Raw genomic sequence first — 17,476 nt, 5'->3', positions numbered from 1 at the left:
ATTATATTTTATTTTTAAGACAGCCATTTTATTGACAGCACTTACAGCTTAATAGAACCCATCTTAGCTTTTGAATTTAAATGATTTAATTGATTGGCATGATTAGTGCTTTATTCGAGTAATATTCTTATTCGGGTGAAACACTATGGCACTAGCTTTTTCTACATCAAGTCATTCTTCCACAGCCAATTCTATGCTGAGTCGAGCGTTTACATCTGTTGATAATGTTAATGCACATCAAGAAAAAACTTCGCACTTAGAAAGTGAAAGTTTCCCCGGTGAGTTGGCGCTTTTACGTCAGCAGAACCAACAAATACAACAAGTCATTGATGTTATGCCTACTGGAATGATCATGCTTGATGGTAATGGCATTGTGGTAAAAATGAATAACATGGCACAGCAATTGTTGGATGAGCCTATTTTAGGCCAAGCTTGGTTTAATGTCATAAAGCGTTCATTCAAGCCTAGAGCTGATGATTGGCATGAGGTGTCTTTAAACGATGGTCGTCGTGTTAAATTAGAAATTACGGCATTAGGCAATCAGCCTGGTCAGCTTATTATGATAACTGATTTGACAGAAACCCGTTTATTGCAGGACAAATTGGGACAGTTACAACGCTTATCTTCACTTGGTCGTATGGTTTCTAAGTTGGCCCATCAAATTCGGACACCACTTTCAGCGGCAATGTTGTATGGCGCAAACCTGTGCAATAAAAAATTAACGGAGACAGCCCGCGAAAGTTTTCAAAATAAATTAGTTTCTCGGCTGCAAGATTTAGAGCAGCAAGTTAATGATATGTTGTTATTTGCAAAAAGTGGTAAACAAGCGGTAGTTGAACCCGTTAATGTAAATAAGTTAATTGAACATGCTAAGCAAGCTATTGAACCACAAACACTGCAGGCTGGTGCAACAGTTAACTTGCATTTTTGTCAAGAAGACTGCGAGGTTTTAGGGAATATAACTGCTTTATCAGGGGCCATTCAGAATTTAATTCATAATAGTTTAGCGGTAATTAAGTCAAGTGCGGTTGTTGATATCAGCGCATACTGCCAAGACGACAATACCTACATTAGTGTGCGGGATAACGGAGAAGGCATTAGCGCTGATCTTGCTGATAAAATATTTGAGCCTTTTTATACCTCAAGAAGTCAAGGCACAGGCCTAGGGCTTGCGGTAGTTAAATCGGTAACTAGTGCTCATCAAGGTGAAGTGCATTTGCTGAGCCAGCCCGGAGAAGGGGCACATTTTTGTTTAAAAATTCCAAAACTAAGTAATCGCAAATCCGATGTCGGTAGTAACGAGCCCGGCAAGAAAACCGTTTGTGTTGAAGGAGTATAGTAATGAGTTCCAGTAAAATCATGGTAGTTGAGGATGATGATGGCTTACGAGAGGCACTTGTCGACACTTTACTTTTGGCTGGATATCAATGCATTCCAGTTGACTCAGGTGAGGATGCGTTGATAAAACTCAAATCTCAAACTGTTGATCTTGTTGTCAGTGATGTTCAAATGGGCGGAATGTCGGGTTTGTCATTACTGAAAAGTATTCGCCATACTTATCCTAAATTGCCAGTATTGATAATGACGGCATATGGTACTATTGATGATGCTGTACAAGCGATGAAAGATGGCGCTTGTAATTACATGGCAAAGCCGTTTGCTCCAGAAGTATTATTGAATATGGTTAATCAATACGTGCCGTTACAGCTACAAGATGATTGTGAGCCAGTCGTGGCAGATGAGAGTAGTATTGAATTATTAAAGTTAGCTGAAAAGGTTGCGAATACAGAAGCATCTGTCATGGTCTTAGGGCCTAGTGGCTCGGGGAAAGAAGTATTAGCACAATATATCCATAAAAGTTCACCACGCAGTCAAGCACCATTTGTTGCAATTAATTGTGCGGCAATTCCGGAAAATATGTTAGAAGCGACACTATTTGGTTATGAAAAAGGTGCTTTTACCGGCGCTATTCAAGCATGTCCAGGTAAGTTTGAACAGGCGCAGTCGGGTACTATTTTACTTGATGAGATTACTGAGATGGATCTTGGCTTACAAGCAAAAATATTACGTGTGCTGCAAGAGCGAGAAGTTGAACGCTTAGGAGGACGTAAAACCATTAAATTAGATGTTCGTGTTATCGCTACTAGCAATCGAGATTTGAAAGAAGCGGTTAGTGAAGGCGCATTTCGTGAAGATTTATACTATCGTCTTAATGTTTTTCCATTAACCTGGCTGCCATTAAATAAGCGCAGGGATGATATTTTGCCATTAGCACAACATTTGATTGCACGTATTTGTCAAAAAGACGGTAATGCTATTCCTGAGTTAACGGCTGCAGCTCGTAGTAAGCTATTTGCTTATGACTGGCCTGGTAACGTACGAGAGTTAGATAACGTTGTGCAACGAGCTTTAATTTTACAAAGTGATCGTTGTATTGATGTTGGTGATTTACTGATTGAAAACTTTGAACCGCCGCAAGTGCAAGACAACAACACGCTCGTGACGAAAGATGATAAGTTAGGTAGCGAGCTTAAATTGCAAGAACATCAAATAATTCTTGATACGTTACAAGCTTGTCGTGGCAGTCGCAAAGATGTGGCTGAGCGGCTAGGTATTAGCCCTCGAACATTGCGGTATAAAATTGCGCGTATGCGTGATAGCGGCATTCAAATTCCACTATAGATAATAATTGAGCACAACATAAGGACTATTCTTAGTGGCTGTTGAATTTCATTTATATTTTCAGCAATAGGCTGGTTCTAATGTTGGTAAAGCACAATGGGTGAGGTTTGGTTTTTCCAAATCAGTGACATTCTAATGTAGCTAGCGTTAAAATTAGCCATTGCCCAATGGTTGAGGCTAAAGTCGCCGTCCGACTCTGTGTTGAAAATAGTTTATTTAGATGAATAAATTACACCATTTCGTCTTAATTAAGCAGACTTTATCTCTCAGGTGAATTACTAAATAAAGATCAACAACTCCTAGTTACCTTAATTGATAAATTTCTGTGTTTTTATTGAAAACGTGAATGAGATATTGAGTTTTTTAGAGAGAAACAATCTTATTTAGCTCTAACTTGGGGTGATGATAATGAAAAACATAATTATTTCAAGATATTACTAAGTCTCTAACTACAGTAGTGGTATTTATGTCTAGCTCAAGGCGCTTAAGAGTGTCCAATAACGAGCTATTGGTAACTTGCACAACGTAGAAGTTGGCTTTAATAGTGCTGCTGTGACACTTTGCTTACCTCGAACTCAGGTTATTTAGGTTGCTTTTTTGTTTCCTTCCTCTAATTCTTTATCAAGATTGATATTATCTTTCTTATTGATTTATATCTTTTATTCACAATACCGTTGGCTTACTTTCCTATATTTGTATTGGCTATTCCTGCTTTGGCACTAAGATTGCTTTGTCTCTTAGTCATATTAGATAACAAGAAATTGACGCAAGTGAGTTAATTATGGACATCAAAACCAATTCTCTATACGCCCAAATGCAAAGTATGTCGATGGAAGCTATGGGTAATCGTTTACCTATTGGTGATAATGGTATGGGTACGCCGGCGGTTAGTAAAGCAGGTAGTGACTTCGGTAGTATGTTAAAAGATGCAGTAAATACCGTTAATGAGATACAACAAGATGCCGGACAAAAGAAGATGGCATTTGAAATGGGTGATCGCAATGTTACACTTGCCGACACTATGATTGCATCATCAAAAGCAGGTGTTGCGTTTGATGCCACGGTTCAAGTTCGTAATAAATTTGTTGAAGCCTATAAAGAAATTATGAGCATGCCAGTTTAGTGGTCCAGTTGTTAATTAAATACTCAAAAATACAGGTTACGCGGAGAAAGTAAGTGGCAGATTCAACAGACAATACAGGCATGGTGCTGGCAGATGGTAACAATGATTTAGTTGCTAACGACAACGCTGATGGTGTCGTTGACGAGCAAAAGTCTGGCTTAGCTGGCGTAATGGGTAATGTTGATTTTTTACGTCAAATTACTATTGTTATGGCTTTAGCTATTTGTCTTGCTATCGCCATATTTGTCATTATGTGGGCTAATCAGCCTGAGTATCGCGTATTAGCGAAACTATCAACAGAACAACTGATTAAAACCATGGACACGCTTGATGCTAATGGTTATAAGGATGCTTATCTTCAGGAAAATAACACCATTTCTGTGCACACTGATGAATATCAAGCAATTAAGTTAGTACTGGCGCGCGAAGGTTTAGGTGATGCACCATCTGAAGGCTCCGAAATAATAATGCAAGATATGGGCTTTGGCGTTAGTCAGCGTGTTGAAACTGAAAGATTAAAGCATTCGAGAGAGCAACAATTAGCTCGTACAATAGAAGAATTACAAGCGATATCACGTGCTCGGGTATTACTCGCTATTCCACGGGAAAATGTTTTCGCGAAACGGGCAAAAAACCCTTCTGCAACGGTCGTACTAACTATGCAACGGGGTCGCCTATTGTCAGAAGAAGAAGTTGACTCGGTAGTTGATGTTGTCGCCTCTGCGGTACAAGGTTTAACGCCGAACCGCGTTACAGTTACTGACCAAAATGGTCGTCTGTTAAACTCGGGCTCACAAGATTCGGTATCATCTCGTTCTCGTAAAGAATTTGAAATTGAACAAAAGCGCGAAAAAGAATATATGGATAAAATCGATTCGATTTTAATCCCAGTTGTTGGTTTAGGTAATTATACCGCACAAGTTGATGTGGCGATGGACTTTACTAACTCTGAAGAAACGCAGCGCCGTTATAATTCTGATTTACCAGCGCTTCGTAGCGAAATGAAAGTAGAAGACAACACTATTGGTGGCCTACTTGGCGGTATTCCTGGTGCGCTAACGAATCAACCACCACTTGAAAGTAATATACCTGAAAATGCTACTGGTGGTGCTCAGCAAAGAACGATGCCAGGACGTAAGCATAGTGAGTCAACCCGTAATTATGAGCTAGATGAGGCTATTAGTTATACTAAGCAACAAACAGGTGTTATCCACCGTATCAGTGTTTCGGTTGCGCTAGATTACGTCAGACCTCCAACTCCTACTGGGGAGGGAGAAGACGGTGAACCGGTACCTACTCCAGCAGCTATTCCTCGTTCCGTACAAGAAATGGCTAATATTCGCCGTTTACTGCAAGGTAGCATTGGTTTTGACTTACAACGAGGCGACGCACTTGAAGTCGTGACTTTACCTTTTTCCCGTATTGATTTTGGTGAAGTTAAGGAAGTACCAATTTGGCAAGAACCGTGGTTTATGAAAGTCTTAAAGTTAGTGATGGGTGCATTAGTTATCATCATTCTAATTTTAGCTGTGGTTCGTCCAATGTTGAAACGTTTAATTTATCCAGATCAAACGCCGGATGATTACGGTGATAAGTCACTCGATAGTCATATTGATTTAGGCGATGAAACCATGGATATGTTAACCTCTGAGTTTGATGCAGGTGCAATCGGTTTTGCGCCTGATGGTAGTTTACAGTTACCTGATTTACACCGTGATGAAGATGTCTTAAAAGCGGTACGAGCCTTAGTGGCAAATGAACCAGAGTTATCGTCCCAAGTAGTCAAAAGTTGGTTGAACGAAGATGAGTGATGAGAACCAAGAATTAGCAGAAGTATCTTCTGCGGGCGGATTTGATGTTAATAAGCTTGATGGTGCTGAAAAAGCAGCTATCTTACTGTTAAGTTTGTCTGAAGAAGATGCGGCCCAAATACTGAAACATTTAGAGCCAAAGCAAGTCCAGCAAGTTGGTATGATCATGGCTGGAATGGAAGACTTTACTCAGCAAAAAATTACCGCAGTACATAAACTATTTATTGATGAAATTCAAAACTTCTCAACCATTGGTTTCCAAAGTGAAGACTTTGTCCGCAAAGCACTTACGGCTGCTTTAGGTGAGGATAAAGCCAGTAACTTGATTGACCAAATTGTTATGGGTGGTGGTGCTAAAGGTCTTGATTCATTGAAATGGATGGACTCGAAGCAGGTTGCTAATATTATTCGTAATGAACATCCACAAATTCAGACTATTGTTTTATCATATTTAGAACCAGAGCAATCAGCCGAGATCATGACGCAGTTTGCCGATAAAGTCCGCCTAGATTTGATGATGCGTATAGCAAACCTAGAAGAAGTACAGCCGGCAGCCTTACAAGAATTGAATGAAATCATGGAAAAACAGTTTGCTGGTCAAGCTGGTGCACAAGCAGCGAAAATGGGTGGCTTGAAAGCAGCAGCCGACATTATGAACTACTTAGAATCCAATGTTGAAGGTTTGCTAATGGATTCAATTCGTGAGCACGATGAAGAAATGAGTCAACAAATTCAAGATCTAATGTTTGTCTTTGAAAACCTCGCAGATGTTGATGACAGAGGCATTCAAGCCATTCTAAGAGAAGTTCAGCAAGATGCCTTGATGAAGGCAATTAAAGGGGCTGATGAAGCATTGAGTGAAAAAATCATGTCTAATATGTCAAAACGTGCGGCTGAAATGTTAGCGGATGACCTTGAAGCCATGGGTCCTGTACGTATTAGCGAGGTGGAAGCTGCGCAGAAAGAAATATTATCAGTTGCTCGTCGCTTATCTGATGCAGGTGAAATTATGCTAGGTGGCGGTGGAGGTGGTGATGATTTCTTATAATCCAAATAAACTAAGTTTACGTTTATGAAAATTTTATCGCCAACCAATCAAGCTGCGTTGACGCCTGAAGAGTTTGATAACCTTGATACTTGGTCTTTACCTAATGTTAAGTCTGAAGTTGATGAAAGTGATGAGAAAACCAATGCACTAGGAAAGTCTCGCCGTTGGCGTTTTGAGCCACCAGAAGAAACAGAAATTGCTGAGCCAATACCGTTAACAGCAGAAGAAATAGAAGAAATTCGTCAAGCTGCTTTTGATGAAGGCTTTAATCATGGCAAAGAGGAAGGCTTTGCGAAAGGTTTTGACGAAGGTAAAGAGACAGGGCATCAAGAAGGCTTAGTAACCGGCCATGAAGAAGGTGTCAGTAAAGGTTTAGCGGAAGGTAAAGAAACAAGTGAGCAGCAAGCTGCCGTAATGCAATCTCTTATCGAACAACTGCATCAGCCACTAGCAAATGTTGAAAAAAATGTTGAAACACAACTTTTACAGCTTGTGGTGCAATTAACGCAAGCGGTAACTAAGCACGAAGCAAAAACTAATCCTGATATCTTGGTATCAGCGGTGAGTGAAGGAATTAAAGCCTTACCAGCACAAGAGTCTCAAACACAAATATTACTTAACCCACAAGATATTCATATTATTGAAGAGCAGTTTGGTGCTGGACATATTCAAAAGCAGGGGTGGCGTTTATTGGCTGCACCCCAGCTACCCGTTGGCAGCTGTCAAATTGAAAATAGCACCTCAAATATAGATCTCAATATAAAATCTCGTTTGGACGAGGTGTTGGAATCTTTTTTGCAAGAAGCCTTACACCAATAAGTTTCTCATAAAAAGCGTCAAAATTTTATATGGTTGATATAAGCCGCATTAATGAACGTTTAAAAAACTGTCAGCAGTACATCCATCCACACCGAATTTCGGTTGCTGGACGCTTAGTGCGTGTAGTTGGCTTAACGCTTGAGGCTGTTGGTGTTAAAGCTGCTGTTGGAAGTCAGTGTTTAGTTGAAACAGCCCAAGGAGATTTAATTGCTGAGATAGTTGGTTTCTCTCAAGATATAACGTTTTTGATGCCAGAGCAAAGTTTACAAGGTGTGCTACCTGGTGCACGGGTTGTACCGCTATCATCGAAAGCTCGTTTACCCTTATCAATGGAGTTATTAGGCCGCGTGGTCAATGGAGCAGGCAAGCCACTTGATGGCAAGGGGCCCATAAAAACGACTGAAAATTATAAATATGATAATAAACCTATCAACCCGCTTTCTCGTCGTGCTATTACCGAGCCATTAGATGTTGGCGTACGTTCTATTAATAGCTTTCTTACTGTTGGTACTGGTCAACGCATGGGGCTTTTCGCTGGCTCCGGCGTGGGTAAAAGTGTATTGCTGGGTATGATGACTCGGGGAACAACAGCAGATGTTATTGTTGTTGGCCTTATTGGTGAACGTGGCCGAGAAGTGAAAGAATTCATTGAAGAAATACTGGGTGAGGAAGGGCGGAAACGTTCGGTAGTTATTGCGGCACCGGCTGATAACTCTCCTTTAATGCGCCTAAAAGGCTGTGAAACGTCGGTGCAGATTGCTGAATACTTTCGTGACCAAGGACTGAATGTTCTTTTACTTATTGATTCAATTACCCGTTATGCCCAAGCGCAGCGTGAAATTGCTCTTGCAGTTGGCGAGCCGCCAGCTACAAAAGGTTATCCGCCATCGGTGTTTTCTAAGTTGCCACAACTAGTAGAGCGGGCTGGAAACGGTGGCGATGGCCAAGGTTCAATTACCGCATTTTTTACCGTATTGACTGAGGGGGATGATCTACAGGATCCAATTGCTGATGCTGCGCGAGCAATTCTAGATGGTCATATTGTTCTATCTCGAAAATTAGCAGATGCAGGGCACTACCCTGCAGTTGATATAGAAGGCTCCATTAGTCGTGTGATGCCGATGGTAACGAGTGATGAACATCAACAACTTTCAAGACAGTTACGCCAAGTTTATTCATTATACCAAGAAAACAAGGACTTAATTTCAATTGGTGCTTATACTCGAGGAACAGACCCTCGAATTGATCAGGCAATAGATTTACAACCGGTGATTCAATTTTTCTTACAGCAGAAAACGCTAGAAGTTATCCCTTATGATCAAAGTTTATCGCAATTGCAGGAAATATTAACAGCAGCACAAGCACACGCACAGAATAATCAGCAAGCACAATAACTTAAAGGTAATACACGATGAAACAGCTAAATACCTTATATAAATTTGAGCTTGATAAAGAGCAAAAATCGGCACAAGCATTGAAAGCGGCAGAGCTCGATTATCAGCAAAATAAGGAACGTTTAAGTGGTGTTAGCGAATATCGACTTGAGTATATGCGCCGTCTTAATCAGCGTTCACTTGAAGGCATTGATAGTGCGACTTATAGTCATTTTCACGCCTTTATCGCCAAGTTAGATAATGCGGCATTACAAGTTAAAGTTGCAATGCACCAAGCGCAGGCGTTAGTTGAAACGCGAAAAAAGCAGTGGTTAGAGCAACGAAAAAAAATACAAGCAGTTGAGTTGTTACGCGATAAGAAATTGGCGGCATTGCGCGTTGTGGCGAATAAACAGGAACAAAAAATGTTTGATGAGATAGCGACGCAGCAATTTGTTCGACGTGTACGTCAATAGTTCCATTGGACGGTAAATTAGAGTTGGACAGGTTATTTTTCTTGAGCTTTGGAATAAAACTTGCTTGCTTAAAATAAATTATTGTAAGCGCAACGGCTTACCAAATTCAGTTTTTAGAAAGGTTTATTATGTCAAAGTTAAGTTTACTCTCTGTAGAAGTTAGCCAAAGCACTGATATTAAGGGCAGTAATGCAAATAAACCCGCTGAAAATAAAGGTGCAGAAACAGCATTTTCAGATATTATTGAGCAGCACAATCAGCATCAAAAATCGGATTCGGCCACTACAAAAGTTAATGGTAGCGGCAATGATGAAGGTGAAACGGTCAATGATGACCGTATAAAGCTTATTGAAGATTCTAAAGGTAATGAAGATAAATCCCTTAAGGATGAAGAGTACACGCTACCGGTGCCGATTATTTATGAAACTGAGCATGCTGGAAAGGCAATCAATGTTGAAGGTAATCTTGAAGTTTTATCTATGACTGCGTCGTCAGTAGAAAATAACAAGTCAGGCTCGAAGGAAGTTAAAACAAGTGTTAGCAATGTCACTGATGCCAATGGCTTATTGGTCGATGAAAACAAAACGGTTGAAATGCAACCTACGAAAACCAATAGCGATGATGCGATAGATTTGCTGAAGATGCTAGGAGCTGCAGAAAAACTAATTACTAAAACCACTGCAGATGAACATCGCATTAATGCTGGGAATAATACTGACAGTGAACAACCAAATAATGGTATCGAAAAAAATCTAGATGTTGAGAAAGTCATCAAATCAGCAGGCATTAGTAGTGATGCATTGGCACAAAAGCAAGTCGCATCTAATGATGATAAAGTTAATCAAACAACTACAAAGCAATTTGACCAGATAGTAAAAAATAACGGAGCTGATGTTCAAGCTATTGTAAAGACATCATTGACTGATGATTTAAGTGAAGTCGCCTCGTCAGCACTGACAACTGCAGAACAAAAAGCGTTAGCGCAAATAGCGACAAAGTCTACTGAAATAGCGGAAAATATTAGCGAAGATAGTAGTGGTGATACCTTGCTTGAAAGTGAAAAAATTATTAGTAGTGCAAGCTCAGAAAGTGATAAAAGAACGAGTCTTGAAAAGAAAATATCGGTTAATCCGCTAATTGAACATGAAGCAAAGGTTATCGATAAGACGGCAGCTCAAGTAACCAATCAGAGTAATGTTCAAAGTGCTAGCCAAGTACAAGCTAATCAGGCGGCAATAGAAAGTGAGCGTGTTAATGATACTTTACAAGCTAAAACGATAAACCCAAATAGCGAAAATTCGTCAACGCCAGTAACAAAAGAGCAAGTTCAACAAGCGGTGTTGAATGGAAAAAATGTTAGTACTAGCGATGAAAGTTCGAATAAAAATACTGTTAAAGCTAACGAAGAAATTAACTTAGCAGAAGCGGCTAGCGAAAAGCTGTCACCGCTACCTGATAAGGTTGCACCAATAATAAACCAAGCGCTTGATGTTGGTCGTCCAATCATGAGTGCAGCAGAGATGGTAGCACAGCAAGAGCAAAGTTTTGAAAGCACGATGAATAGACTTAGTGCTGACACCGCGCAAAGTCAGAAGTCGATTACCGCACTTAATACTGAAACAATTGCCATTTATCGTAAAGATTTTGCTAATGCAGTGAAAGACAAAGTGATGGTGATGATTAATCAAAAAATTCAACAAATAGAGATACAGTTGGATCCTCCTGAAATGGGCAATGTTCATGTGCGTGTTAATTTGCAAAATGAGCAAGCAGCAGTGCAATTTATTGTACAAAATCCACAAGCTAAGGATGCCTTGGAGCAAAATATGGGTAAGTTGCGTGATATGCTAGCAGAAAGTGGTGTTGATGTTGGTGACTCGAATATTGAGCAACGTCAACCTGGTGAGCAGTCAGAGACATCGTTTGGAGAAAATGGAGCTTCAGACCAAAACAATGATAATGCAGAACAAGAGTTTAATGAAAGCCATCAACAAGTTGTCAATATGGTTAAAGCTTCATCAACTGGTGTTGATTACTATGCATAAAGAATAAAACTCATTGGATTCATTGCTATTCGAGGATATAGTCTAGCTATAAATATAAACTTCTCCTAGGTAAATATCATGGCAGATGAAAAAGAGCTTGAATTGGATAATTCAGGTAAGAAAAAGAAGCTAATTATTATCGCTATTGTTGCGATTTTGCTTATTGGTGGGGGGGCTGCAGCATTTTTTATGATGGGCTCAGGAGATGAAATGACCCAAGCAGAGCTTGATGCCACGCTTGATTCTGGTTCTGATGCTGAAATGGCTGGTGATGAATCGGCAGATGGGAACGCTGAACTTGGCACTGCGCTATATGTACCAATGCCAAGGCCTTTTCGTTTTAATGTACCCGGTGCAGCACGTGATCGATTTGTTGAAATTCGTGTACAGCTACTCGTACGTGGTGCCGATAATGAAGAAGTAGCGAAAAAGCATTTGCCGTTAATTGAAAGTACGCTATTGGCGGTGTTTTCACAGTCAAATGCTGATGATTTAGCAACTAGTGCAGGGAAAACGGCATTAAAGCAGAAGTCTCTAACAGAAGTACACAAAATGATGAAGGATGTTGAAGGCAGTAAGGTGGTTGAAAAAGTGTTATTTACCGGCTTTGTGATGCAATAAATATCCTACTGCGGACCTGAATATTAATATTAGATAAAGAGATTATTGAGTGAGTGACTTATTATCCCAAGACGAAATTGACGCGCTACTACATGGGGTCGATGATGTTGAAGAAGAGGAGGTTGAGGAAAGCCATGCCCAGGCCGAAGGCACTTCTGATTATGATTTTTCTTCGCAGGATCGTATTGTTCGTGGCCGAATGCCGACGCTGGAAATGGTCAATGAGCGTTTTGCGCGTCATATGCGGATTAGCCTATTTAATATGATGCGTCGAACCGCAGAAGTATCGATTAACGGTATTCAAATGATTAAATTTGGCGAGTATGTACATACATTATTTGTTCCAACTAGTTTGAATATGGTTCGTTTTCGTCCACTTAAAGGTACCGCGCTAATAACCATGGAAGCACGACTTGTTTTCATTTTAGTTGATAACTTTTTTGGTGGTGATGGGCGTTATCATGCAAAAATAGAGGGGCGTGAATTTACCCCTACAGAACGTCGTATTGTTCAAATGTTGCTAAAAATAATCTTTGAAGATTATAAGGAAGCATGGTCACCAGTGATGGATGTTTCGTTTGAATATCTTGACTCTGAAGTTAACCCATCAATGGCAAATATTGTTAGCCCCACAGAAGTGGTGGTGATCAGTTCTTTTCATATTGAACTCGATGGCGGTGGTGGAGATTTTCACGTTGCCTTACCATATTCAATGTTAGAGCCCATTCGTGAATTACTTGATGCCGGTGTACAAAGTGATAAAGAAGATACTGATATGCGTTGGTCGAAGGCACTGCGCGATGAAATTATGGATGTGCCGGTAGAACTGTCGACTAAATTTTTAGAAGTAGAGCTATCGTTGCAAAAAATAATGGATTTTAAAGCCGGTGACATTATACCTATTGAAATGCCAGATCACATAACAGTGTTAGTTGAAAATTTACCGTCATTTAGAGCTAAACTTGGTCGTAGTCGTGACAATTTAGCCTTGAAAATAGAGTCTAAAATTAAGCGTCCTGAGTCAGTGAAATCAGAATTGACCATATTGACCAAAGGCGGTAAACGTTTGGATAGCGATGCAGAACTTCACCTATTAGAAGACGATTTATAAGCCAGTTGATAATGTTAATCAATGTGGTGTAGAACTAGCTTAATTGCTTATTAGACGGAACAAATACTAAGTAGCGTGATTAATTTGGTGCTAACTAGTTTGAAAATTGAGGTTGAAAAACATGAGTACAGAAAATGAAGGCGATTTAGGCATGTGGGACGAAGCGATGGATGAACAAGCCGCCGCCGAAGCTGCAGAAACTGTTGAACTAGAAGATTTACAAGAAGATAATGAGCCGATCACCGGTGAAGAAAAACGTAAATTAGACGCAATATTAGATATACCTGTCACCATATCAATGGAAGTAGGTCGCAGCCATATTAGTATTCGCAATTTATTACAGCTTAACCAAGGCTCTGTTGTTGAGCTTGATCGAGTTGCCGGTGAAGCGCTAGATGTACTTGTTAATGGTACCCTAATTGCTCATGGTGAAGTGGTAGTGGTTAATGACAAATTTGGTATTCGTTTAACTGATGTTATTAGTCAGGTTGAACGGATTAAAAAGTTAAAATAGTATAAAAATGAAAAAGTTACTACTTTTAAGCTCGTTATTGTTCAGTTGTTTAGCCAATGCGGTAGATGCGGCTGACAGTGTTGAACCTGTTGAAGTTGGCAAATATGTTGGTGCTAATATGGATGCTATGAGCATGATATTATCACTATTGATGGTATTAGTGGTTATTGTCGTTAGTGCGATAATATTAAAACGCTTTCAAGGTGTTCAACATAACCATAACGGTCTTAAAATAGTGACGAGTTTGCACCTCGGCACAAAAGAAAAATTAGTTGTAGTACAAAGTGGTGATAAGCAATTATTGCTTGGTGTGACAACGCAGCAGATCACCTTATTAGAAACACTCGATGAGCCCATTGTGGCAGGCCAAGAAAAGTCGGTTGATTTTGTCGAATCTATCGCAAAACTCCTCAAACAAAAAATGCCAAAAAGCTATGAGAAAAAAAATGATAAACCTTAATAAAAAGTCATTCTTATCGCCGAAAAAAATCGTCACAATACTAGTGACGATTTTGTCGTTTTTATTGCTCAGTAATTATAGTTTTGCAGCTGATGATTTATCGTTATCAGCTTTGAAATTAACCACCAATCCTGATGGCTCACAAGAATACTCGGTCACCTTGCAAATATTAATCTTTATGACCGCACTGAGTTTTATTCCAGCTGCGGTGATTATGATGACTTCGTTTACGCGCATTGTCGTGGTGATGGCAATTTTACGACAAGCATTCGGTCTGCAACAAACACCGTCAAATCAGGTGATTATTGGTATTACTTTATTTATGACGTTATTTATTATGACGCCTGTGTATAACGAAATTAATGACCGTGCCATTCAGCCATATTTGCAAGATCAATTGACCTCTGTTGAAGCCATTAGTAAAGCGAAAGTGCCGTTACGTGCTTTCATGCTCGAGCAAACTCGACTGAAAGATTTGGGGACTTTAGCTGATATGGCGGGTATAGAGAATGTTGACCAACCAACCGATTTGCCCATGACGGTGATTATTCCGGCTTTTATTATCAGTGAATTAAAAACCGCCTTTCAAATTGGTTTTATGCTATTTATTCCTTTTTTGATTATTGACTTGGTGGTAGCGAGTATTTTGATGGCGATGGGGATGATGATGCTCTCGCCGATGATCGTGTCACTGCCGTTCAAATTGATGCTTTTTGTCTTGATTGATGGCTGGAACTTAGTGATAGGTACGCTTGCAACAAGCTATGGTATGGGAGCCGTGTAATGGGTCCTGAGGTATTTGTTGATATATTAAGAGATGCTTTATTTTTAGTTATTGTATTGGTCAGTGCAGTTATTGTCCCGAGTCTTATTGTCGGTTTAATTGTTGCGGTATTTCAAGCAGCAACTTCTATCAATGAACAGACGTTAAGCTTTTTACCGCGCTTGATTGTTACCTTACTCTCTTTGATTTTTGGTGGCCATTGGTTAGTACAAAAATTGATGGATTACGCTATTCGCTTAATTGGTAGCATTCCAAGTGTGGTGAGTTAGCATGGAGTTTACTGAGTCAGTTATCAACCAAAGTATGGCTGACTTTTTACTGCCACTGACACGAATTTCGGCCATGGTGATGTCGATGATAGGCCTAGGCGCTAAATCGATTCCGGGTCGTGTTAAATTATTTTTCTGTCTTGCCGTTACGGCTGCGGTAATGCCTGCATTACCACCAACTAATGTAGGCGATCTATTCTCTTTTGCGACAACATTACTGCTTGCCGAGCAAACACTCATTGGTATCATGTTAGGTTTTGTCACTATCATGGTGGTGAATACATTTACCCTTGCCGGACAAGTTATAGCAATGCAAACAGGTTTAGGTTTCGCCTCTTTGGTTGACCCCACAAGTGGCACTAGTGTTCCTGCGGTTGGGCAATTCTTTTTAATATTATCTTCTTTATTGTTTTGGGCGATGGATGGGCATCTTGCTTATTTGCAATTTGTTGTTGCTAGTTTTGATACTATTCCTATTCCTGCAACTGACTTTTCCAGTATAAAGTTTAAAGAAATTGCCGAGTGGGGCAGTTGGATGTTTGCGACTGCACTCTCATTGGCTATCGCACCGTTAACAGCAATGTTACTGATTAACTTCTCGTTTGGTATTATGACCCGAGCAGCGCCGCAGTTGAATATTTTCGCTATTGGCTTTCCTGTCACCATGTGTGCAGGTCTACTCATTATGTGGCTAACCATGGGGAATTTCTATAACCATTTTGTTTTGCAGTGGCAACGGGCTTTAGATTTTAGTTGTTACTTAATTGACTGTGGGGCAGCGCCTTAATGGCTGAGTCAGATAGTGGTGAAAAAACCGAAGAACCCACGGCAAAAAAACTCTCCGATGCCAGAAAAAAGGGTCAAATAGCACGCTCGAAAGACTTAGGGACTATGTTTGTTCTTGTTGGTAGTGCAGCTGCGTTATTTTTAATGGGGAGCTCCTTGGTTGACGCACTATCACTAATGATGAAACGGTTGTTTAGTTTAAGTCGCAAAGAAGTGATGGATGTCCATGCCTTATATCAGATCGCCAATGATAGTGTTGGCTCGATATTAATACCTTTTATTTGGATTCATCTCATTATTGTTTTTGCTGCTTTTATTGGTAATACCTTACTAGGAGGTATGAGCTTCTCTTGGCAAGCCATGGCCCCGAAAGCCAGTAAACTTTCGCCGATGGCAGGCTTTAAACGTATGTTTGGCGTCCAGTCTTACGTTGAATTGATTAAATCTATTTTAAAGTTTTTTGTGGTATTTATTTCAGCCTTCCTCTTATTAAGTAGCTTATTTGATCAAATTATCAATTTAAGTACGGAAAATATTCCGCATAATATTGCTCACTCCGTTTCATTATTGCTATGGATGTTTTTAGCGCTGGCATTATCTATTGGCATTATTGTTATAATCGACGCGCCATATCAGGTTTGGAATCATAATCGACAATTAAAAATGTCTCAGCAAGAAATTAAAGACGAGATGAAAAGCTCAGAAGGTAGTCCTGAAACCAAGGGGCGTATAAGACGTGCGCAATACGAAGCGTCGCAACGGAGAATGATGGAGGAAGTACCGAATTCTGATGTGGTTATTACCAATCCTACACACTATTCTGTGGCACTTAAGTATGATACTGAAGCGGGTGGTGCGCCAATGCTAGTAGCGAAGGGCATAGATGAAATGGCACTTCATATTCGCACTATTGCCAAAGAACATGGTGTTGAAATCATTAGCTCACCGGCGCTTGCTCGTTCACTGTATTACACTACAGAGCCAAATGAAGAAATTCCTGAGCAGCTATTTGCTGCTGTAGCACAAATACTTGCCTTTATTTTCCAGCTGAGTGCCCATAAAAAGGGTAAAGCGAAAAAACCTAAGGCGATTGCTAAAAATTTGCCTATTCCTGATGATTTTCGCTACTAAATAACGCAATGGTAAATAGGATAAACTAGGCTCAGTTGAACTTTGTTCGAGGTAAAAGCGTTTAATTAAGGTGGGTGGTGCGTAGCCTAGTTATTCTATATAAATACGTATCACGGCTCTGTATCCGGCTTACGCTAAGCATCTACCTCTATGCAGGTAATAGAGAGTAAAATGCTTTTAGCAGAACCCTTTGGATAATACTTGTTGGACATTTTACTGCGTTATCACCTTTTTAAGTGGAACAACCACATGATAGATACTCTTCCTCGTATAAATATCTAACAAGTTGCTGTAAAAGCAATCTTAAACGATTAACTTCTCTCATGTTTTGTATAAATAAAAACCAAACAAGCCTTTGAATTCAGATTTCATTCTAAAATGGTCTAATTATTGCTTTTTCGTACTATATGTCAAAATACTATC

General features: G+C 39.9%; 17 protein-coding genes. All 17 read left to right on the top strand.

The genetic code is table 11. The features are described from left to right. The first annotated feature begins 145 nt into the window (after nucleotides 1-145). Nucleotides 146-1,339: a sensor histidine kinase gene (locus B7C41_RS07205; protein WP_085298119.1), complete on the top strand. Its 1,194-nt coding sequence runs from the start codon at nucleotides 146-148 to the stop codon at nucleotides 1,337-1,339. 2 nt (nucleotides 1,340-1,341) lie between these two features. Further along, on the top strand, nucleotides 1,342-2,682 hold the full coding sequence (locus B7C41_RS07200; RefSeq protein WP_085298118.1) for a sigma-54-dependent transcriptional regulator: 1,341 nt from the start codon (nucleotides 1,342-1,344) through the stop codon (nucleotides 2,680-2,682). Nucleotides 2,683-3,463: 781 nt separating this feature from the next. Further along, complete coding sequence (fliE, locus tag B7C41_RS07195) at nucleotides 3,464-3,805, top strand: flagellar hook-basal body complex protein FliE (RefSeq protein ID WP_085298117.1); 342 nt, start codon at nucleotides 3,464-3,466, stop codon at nucleotides 3,803-3,805. 53 nt (nucleotides 3,806-3,858) lie between these two features. After that, nucleotides 3,859-5,616 carry a flagellar basal-body MS-ring/collar protein FliF gene (fliF, locus tag B7C41_RS07190; RefSeq protein WP_085298116.1) on the top strand — a complete coding sequence of 586 codons (1,758 nt, stop codon included), beginning with the start codon at nucleotides 3,859-3,861 and terminating at the stop codon, nucleotides 5,614-5,616. Further along, nucleotides 5,609-6,664: a flagellar motor switch protein FliG gene (fliG, locus tag B7C41_RS07185; RefSeq protein WP_085298115.1), complete on the top strand. Its 1,056-nt coding sequence runs from the start codon at nucleotides 5,609-5,611 to the stop codon at nucleotides 6,662-6,664. Before fliF ends, fliG begins: the two co-directional genes overlap by 8 nt. 24 nt (nucleotides 6,665-6,688) lie before the next feature. Next, nucleotides 6,689-7,483 carry a flagellar assembly protein FliH gene (gene fliH / locus B7C41_RS07180; RefSeq protein WP_085298114.1) on the top strand — a complete coding sequence of 265 codons (795 nt, stop codon included), beginning with the start codon at nucleotides 6,689-6,691 and terminating at the stop codon, nucleotides 7,481-7,483. Between the two features lie 29 nt (nucleotides 7,484-7,512). Further along, the gene (gene fliI, locus B7C41_RS07175; protein ID WP_085298113.1) at nucleotides 7,513-8,877 is read left to right on the top strand and encodes a flagellar protein export ATPase FliI; all 1,365 of its coding nucleotides are present in this window, start codon (nucleotides 7,513-7,515) and stop codon (nucleotides 8,875-8,877) included. Between the two features lie 17 nt (nucleotides 8,878-8,894). Then, entirely contained in the window at nucleotides 8,895-9,332 is a 438-nt protein-coding gene (gene fliJ / locus B7C41_RS07170; protein ID WP_085298112.1) for a flagellar export protein FliJ, read from the top strand. A gap of 128 nt (nucleotides 9,333-9,460) precedes the next feature. Continuing rightward, entirely contained in the window at nucleotides 9,461-11,377 is a 1,917-nt protein-coding gene (locus B7C41_RS07165; protein WP_085298111.1) for a flagellar hook-length control protein FliK, read from the top strand. Between the two features lie 78 nt (nucleotides 11,378-11,455). Then, nucleotides 11,456-11,998 carry a flagellar basal body-associated protein FliL gene (gene fliL / locus B7C41_RS07160; RefSeq protein ID WP_085298110.1) on the top strand — a complete coding sequence of 181 codons (543 nt, stop codon included), beginning with the start codon at nucleotides 11,456-11,458 and terminating at the stop codon, nucleotides 11,996-11,998. A 49-nt stretch (nucleotides 11,999-12,047) separates the two neighbouring features. Further along, the gene (fliM, locus tag B7C41_RS07155) at nucleotides 12,048-13,109 is read left to right on the top strand and encodes a flagellar motor switch protein FliM (RefSeq protein WP_085298109.1); all 1,062 of its coding nucleotides are present in this window, start codon (nucleotides 12,048-12,050) and stop codon (nucleotides 13,107-13,109) included. Between the two features lie 121 nt (nucleotides 13,110-13,230). Then, entirely contained in the window at nucleotides 13,231-13,623 is a 393-nt protein-coding gene (gene fliN / locus B7C41_RS07150) for a flagellar motor switch protein FliN (protein ID WP_085298108.1), read from the top strand. Nucleotides 13,624-13,630: 7 nt separating this feature from the next. After that, on the top strand, nucleotides 13,631-14,083 hold the full coding sequence (gene fliO, locus B7C41_RS07145) for a flagellar biosynthetic protein FliO (RefSeq protein ID WP_085298107.1): 453 nt from the start codon (nucleotides 13,631-13,633) through the stop codon (nucleotides 14,081-14,083). Next, nucleotides 14,070-14,867: a flagellar type III secretion system pore protein FliP gene (gene fliP, locus B7C41_RS07140; RefSeq protein WP_085298673.1), complete on the top strand. Its 798-nt coding sequence runs from the start codon at nucleotides 14,070-14,072 to the stop codon at nucleotides 14,865-14,867. Before fliO ends, fliP begins: the two co-directional genes overlap by 14 nt. Further along, nucleotides 14,867-15,136: a flagellar biosynthesis protein FliQ gene (gene fliQ / locus B7C41_RS07135; RefSeq protein ID WP_085298106.1), complete on the top strand. Its 270-nt coding sequence runs from the start codon at nucleotides 14,867-14,869 to the stop codon at nucleotides 15,134-15,136. Before fliP ends, fliQ begins: the two co-directional genes overlap by 1 nt. A gap of 1 nt (nucleotide 15,137) precedes the next feature. After that, nucleotides 15,138-15,923: a flagellar biosynthetic protein FliR gene (fliR, locus tag B7C41_RS07130; RefSeq protein WP_085298105.1), complete on the top strand. Its 786-nt coding sequence runs from the start codon at nucleotides 15,138-15,140 to the stop codon at nucleotides 15,921-15,923. Beyond that, nucleotides 15,923-17,053, top strand: a complete 1,131-nt coding sequence (gene flhB, locus B7C41_RS07125; protein WP_085298104.1) for a flagellar biosynthesis protein FlhB — start codon at nucleotides 15,923-15,925, stop codon at nucleotides 17,051-17,053. Before fliR ends, flhB begins: the two co-directional genes overlap by 1 nt. Nucleotides 17,054-17,476 lie beyond the last annotated feature (423 nt).

The sequence above is a fragment of the Cognaticolwellia mytili genome (assembly GCF_002104475.1).
GTDB classification, from domain to species: Bacteria; Pseudomonadota; Gammaproteobacteria; order Enterobacterales; family Alteromonadaceae; genus Cognaticolwellia; species Cognaticolwellia mytili.
Note: the sequence above shows the minus strand (reverse complement) of the source record. Positions and strands in the feature narration are given on the sequence as shown.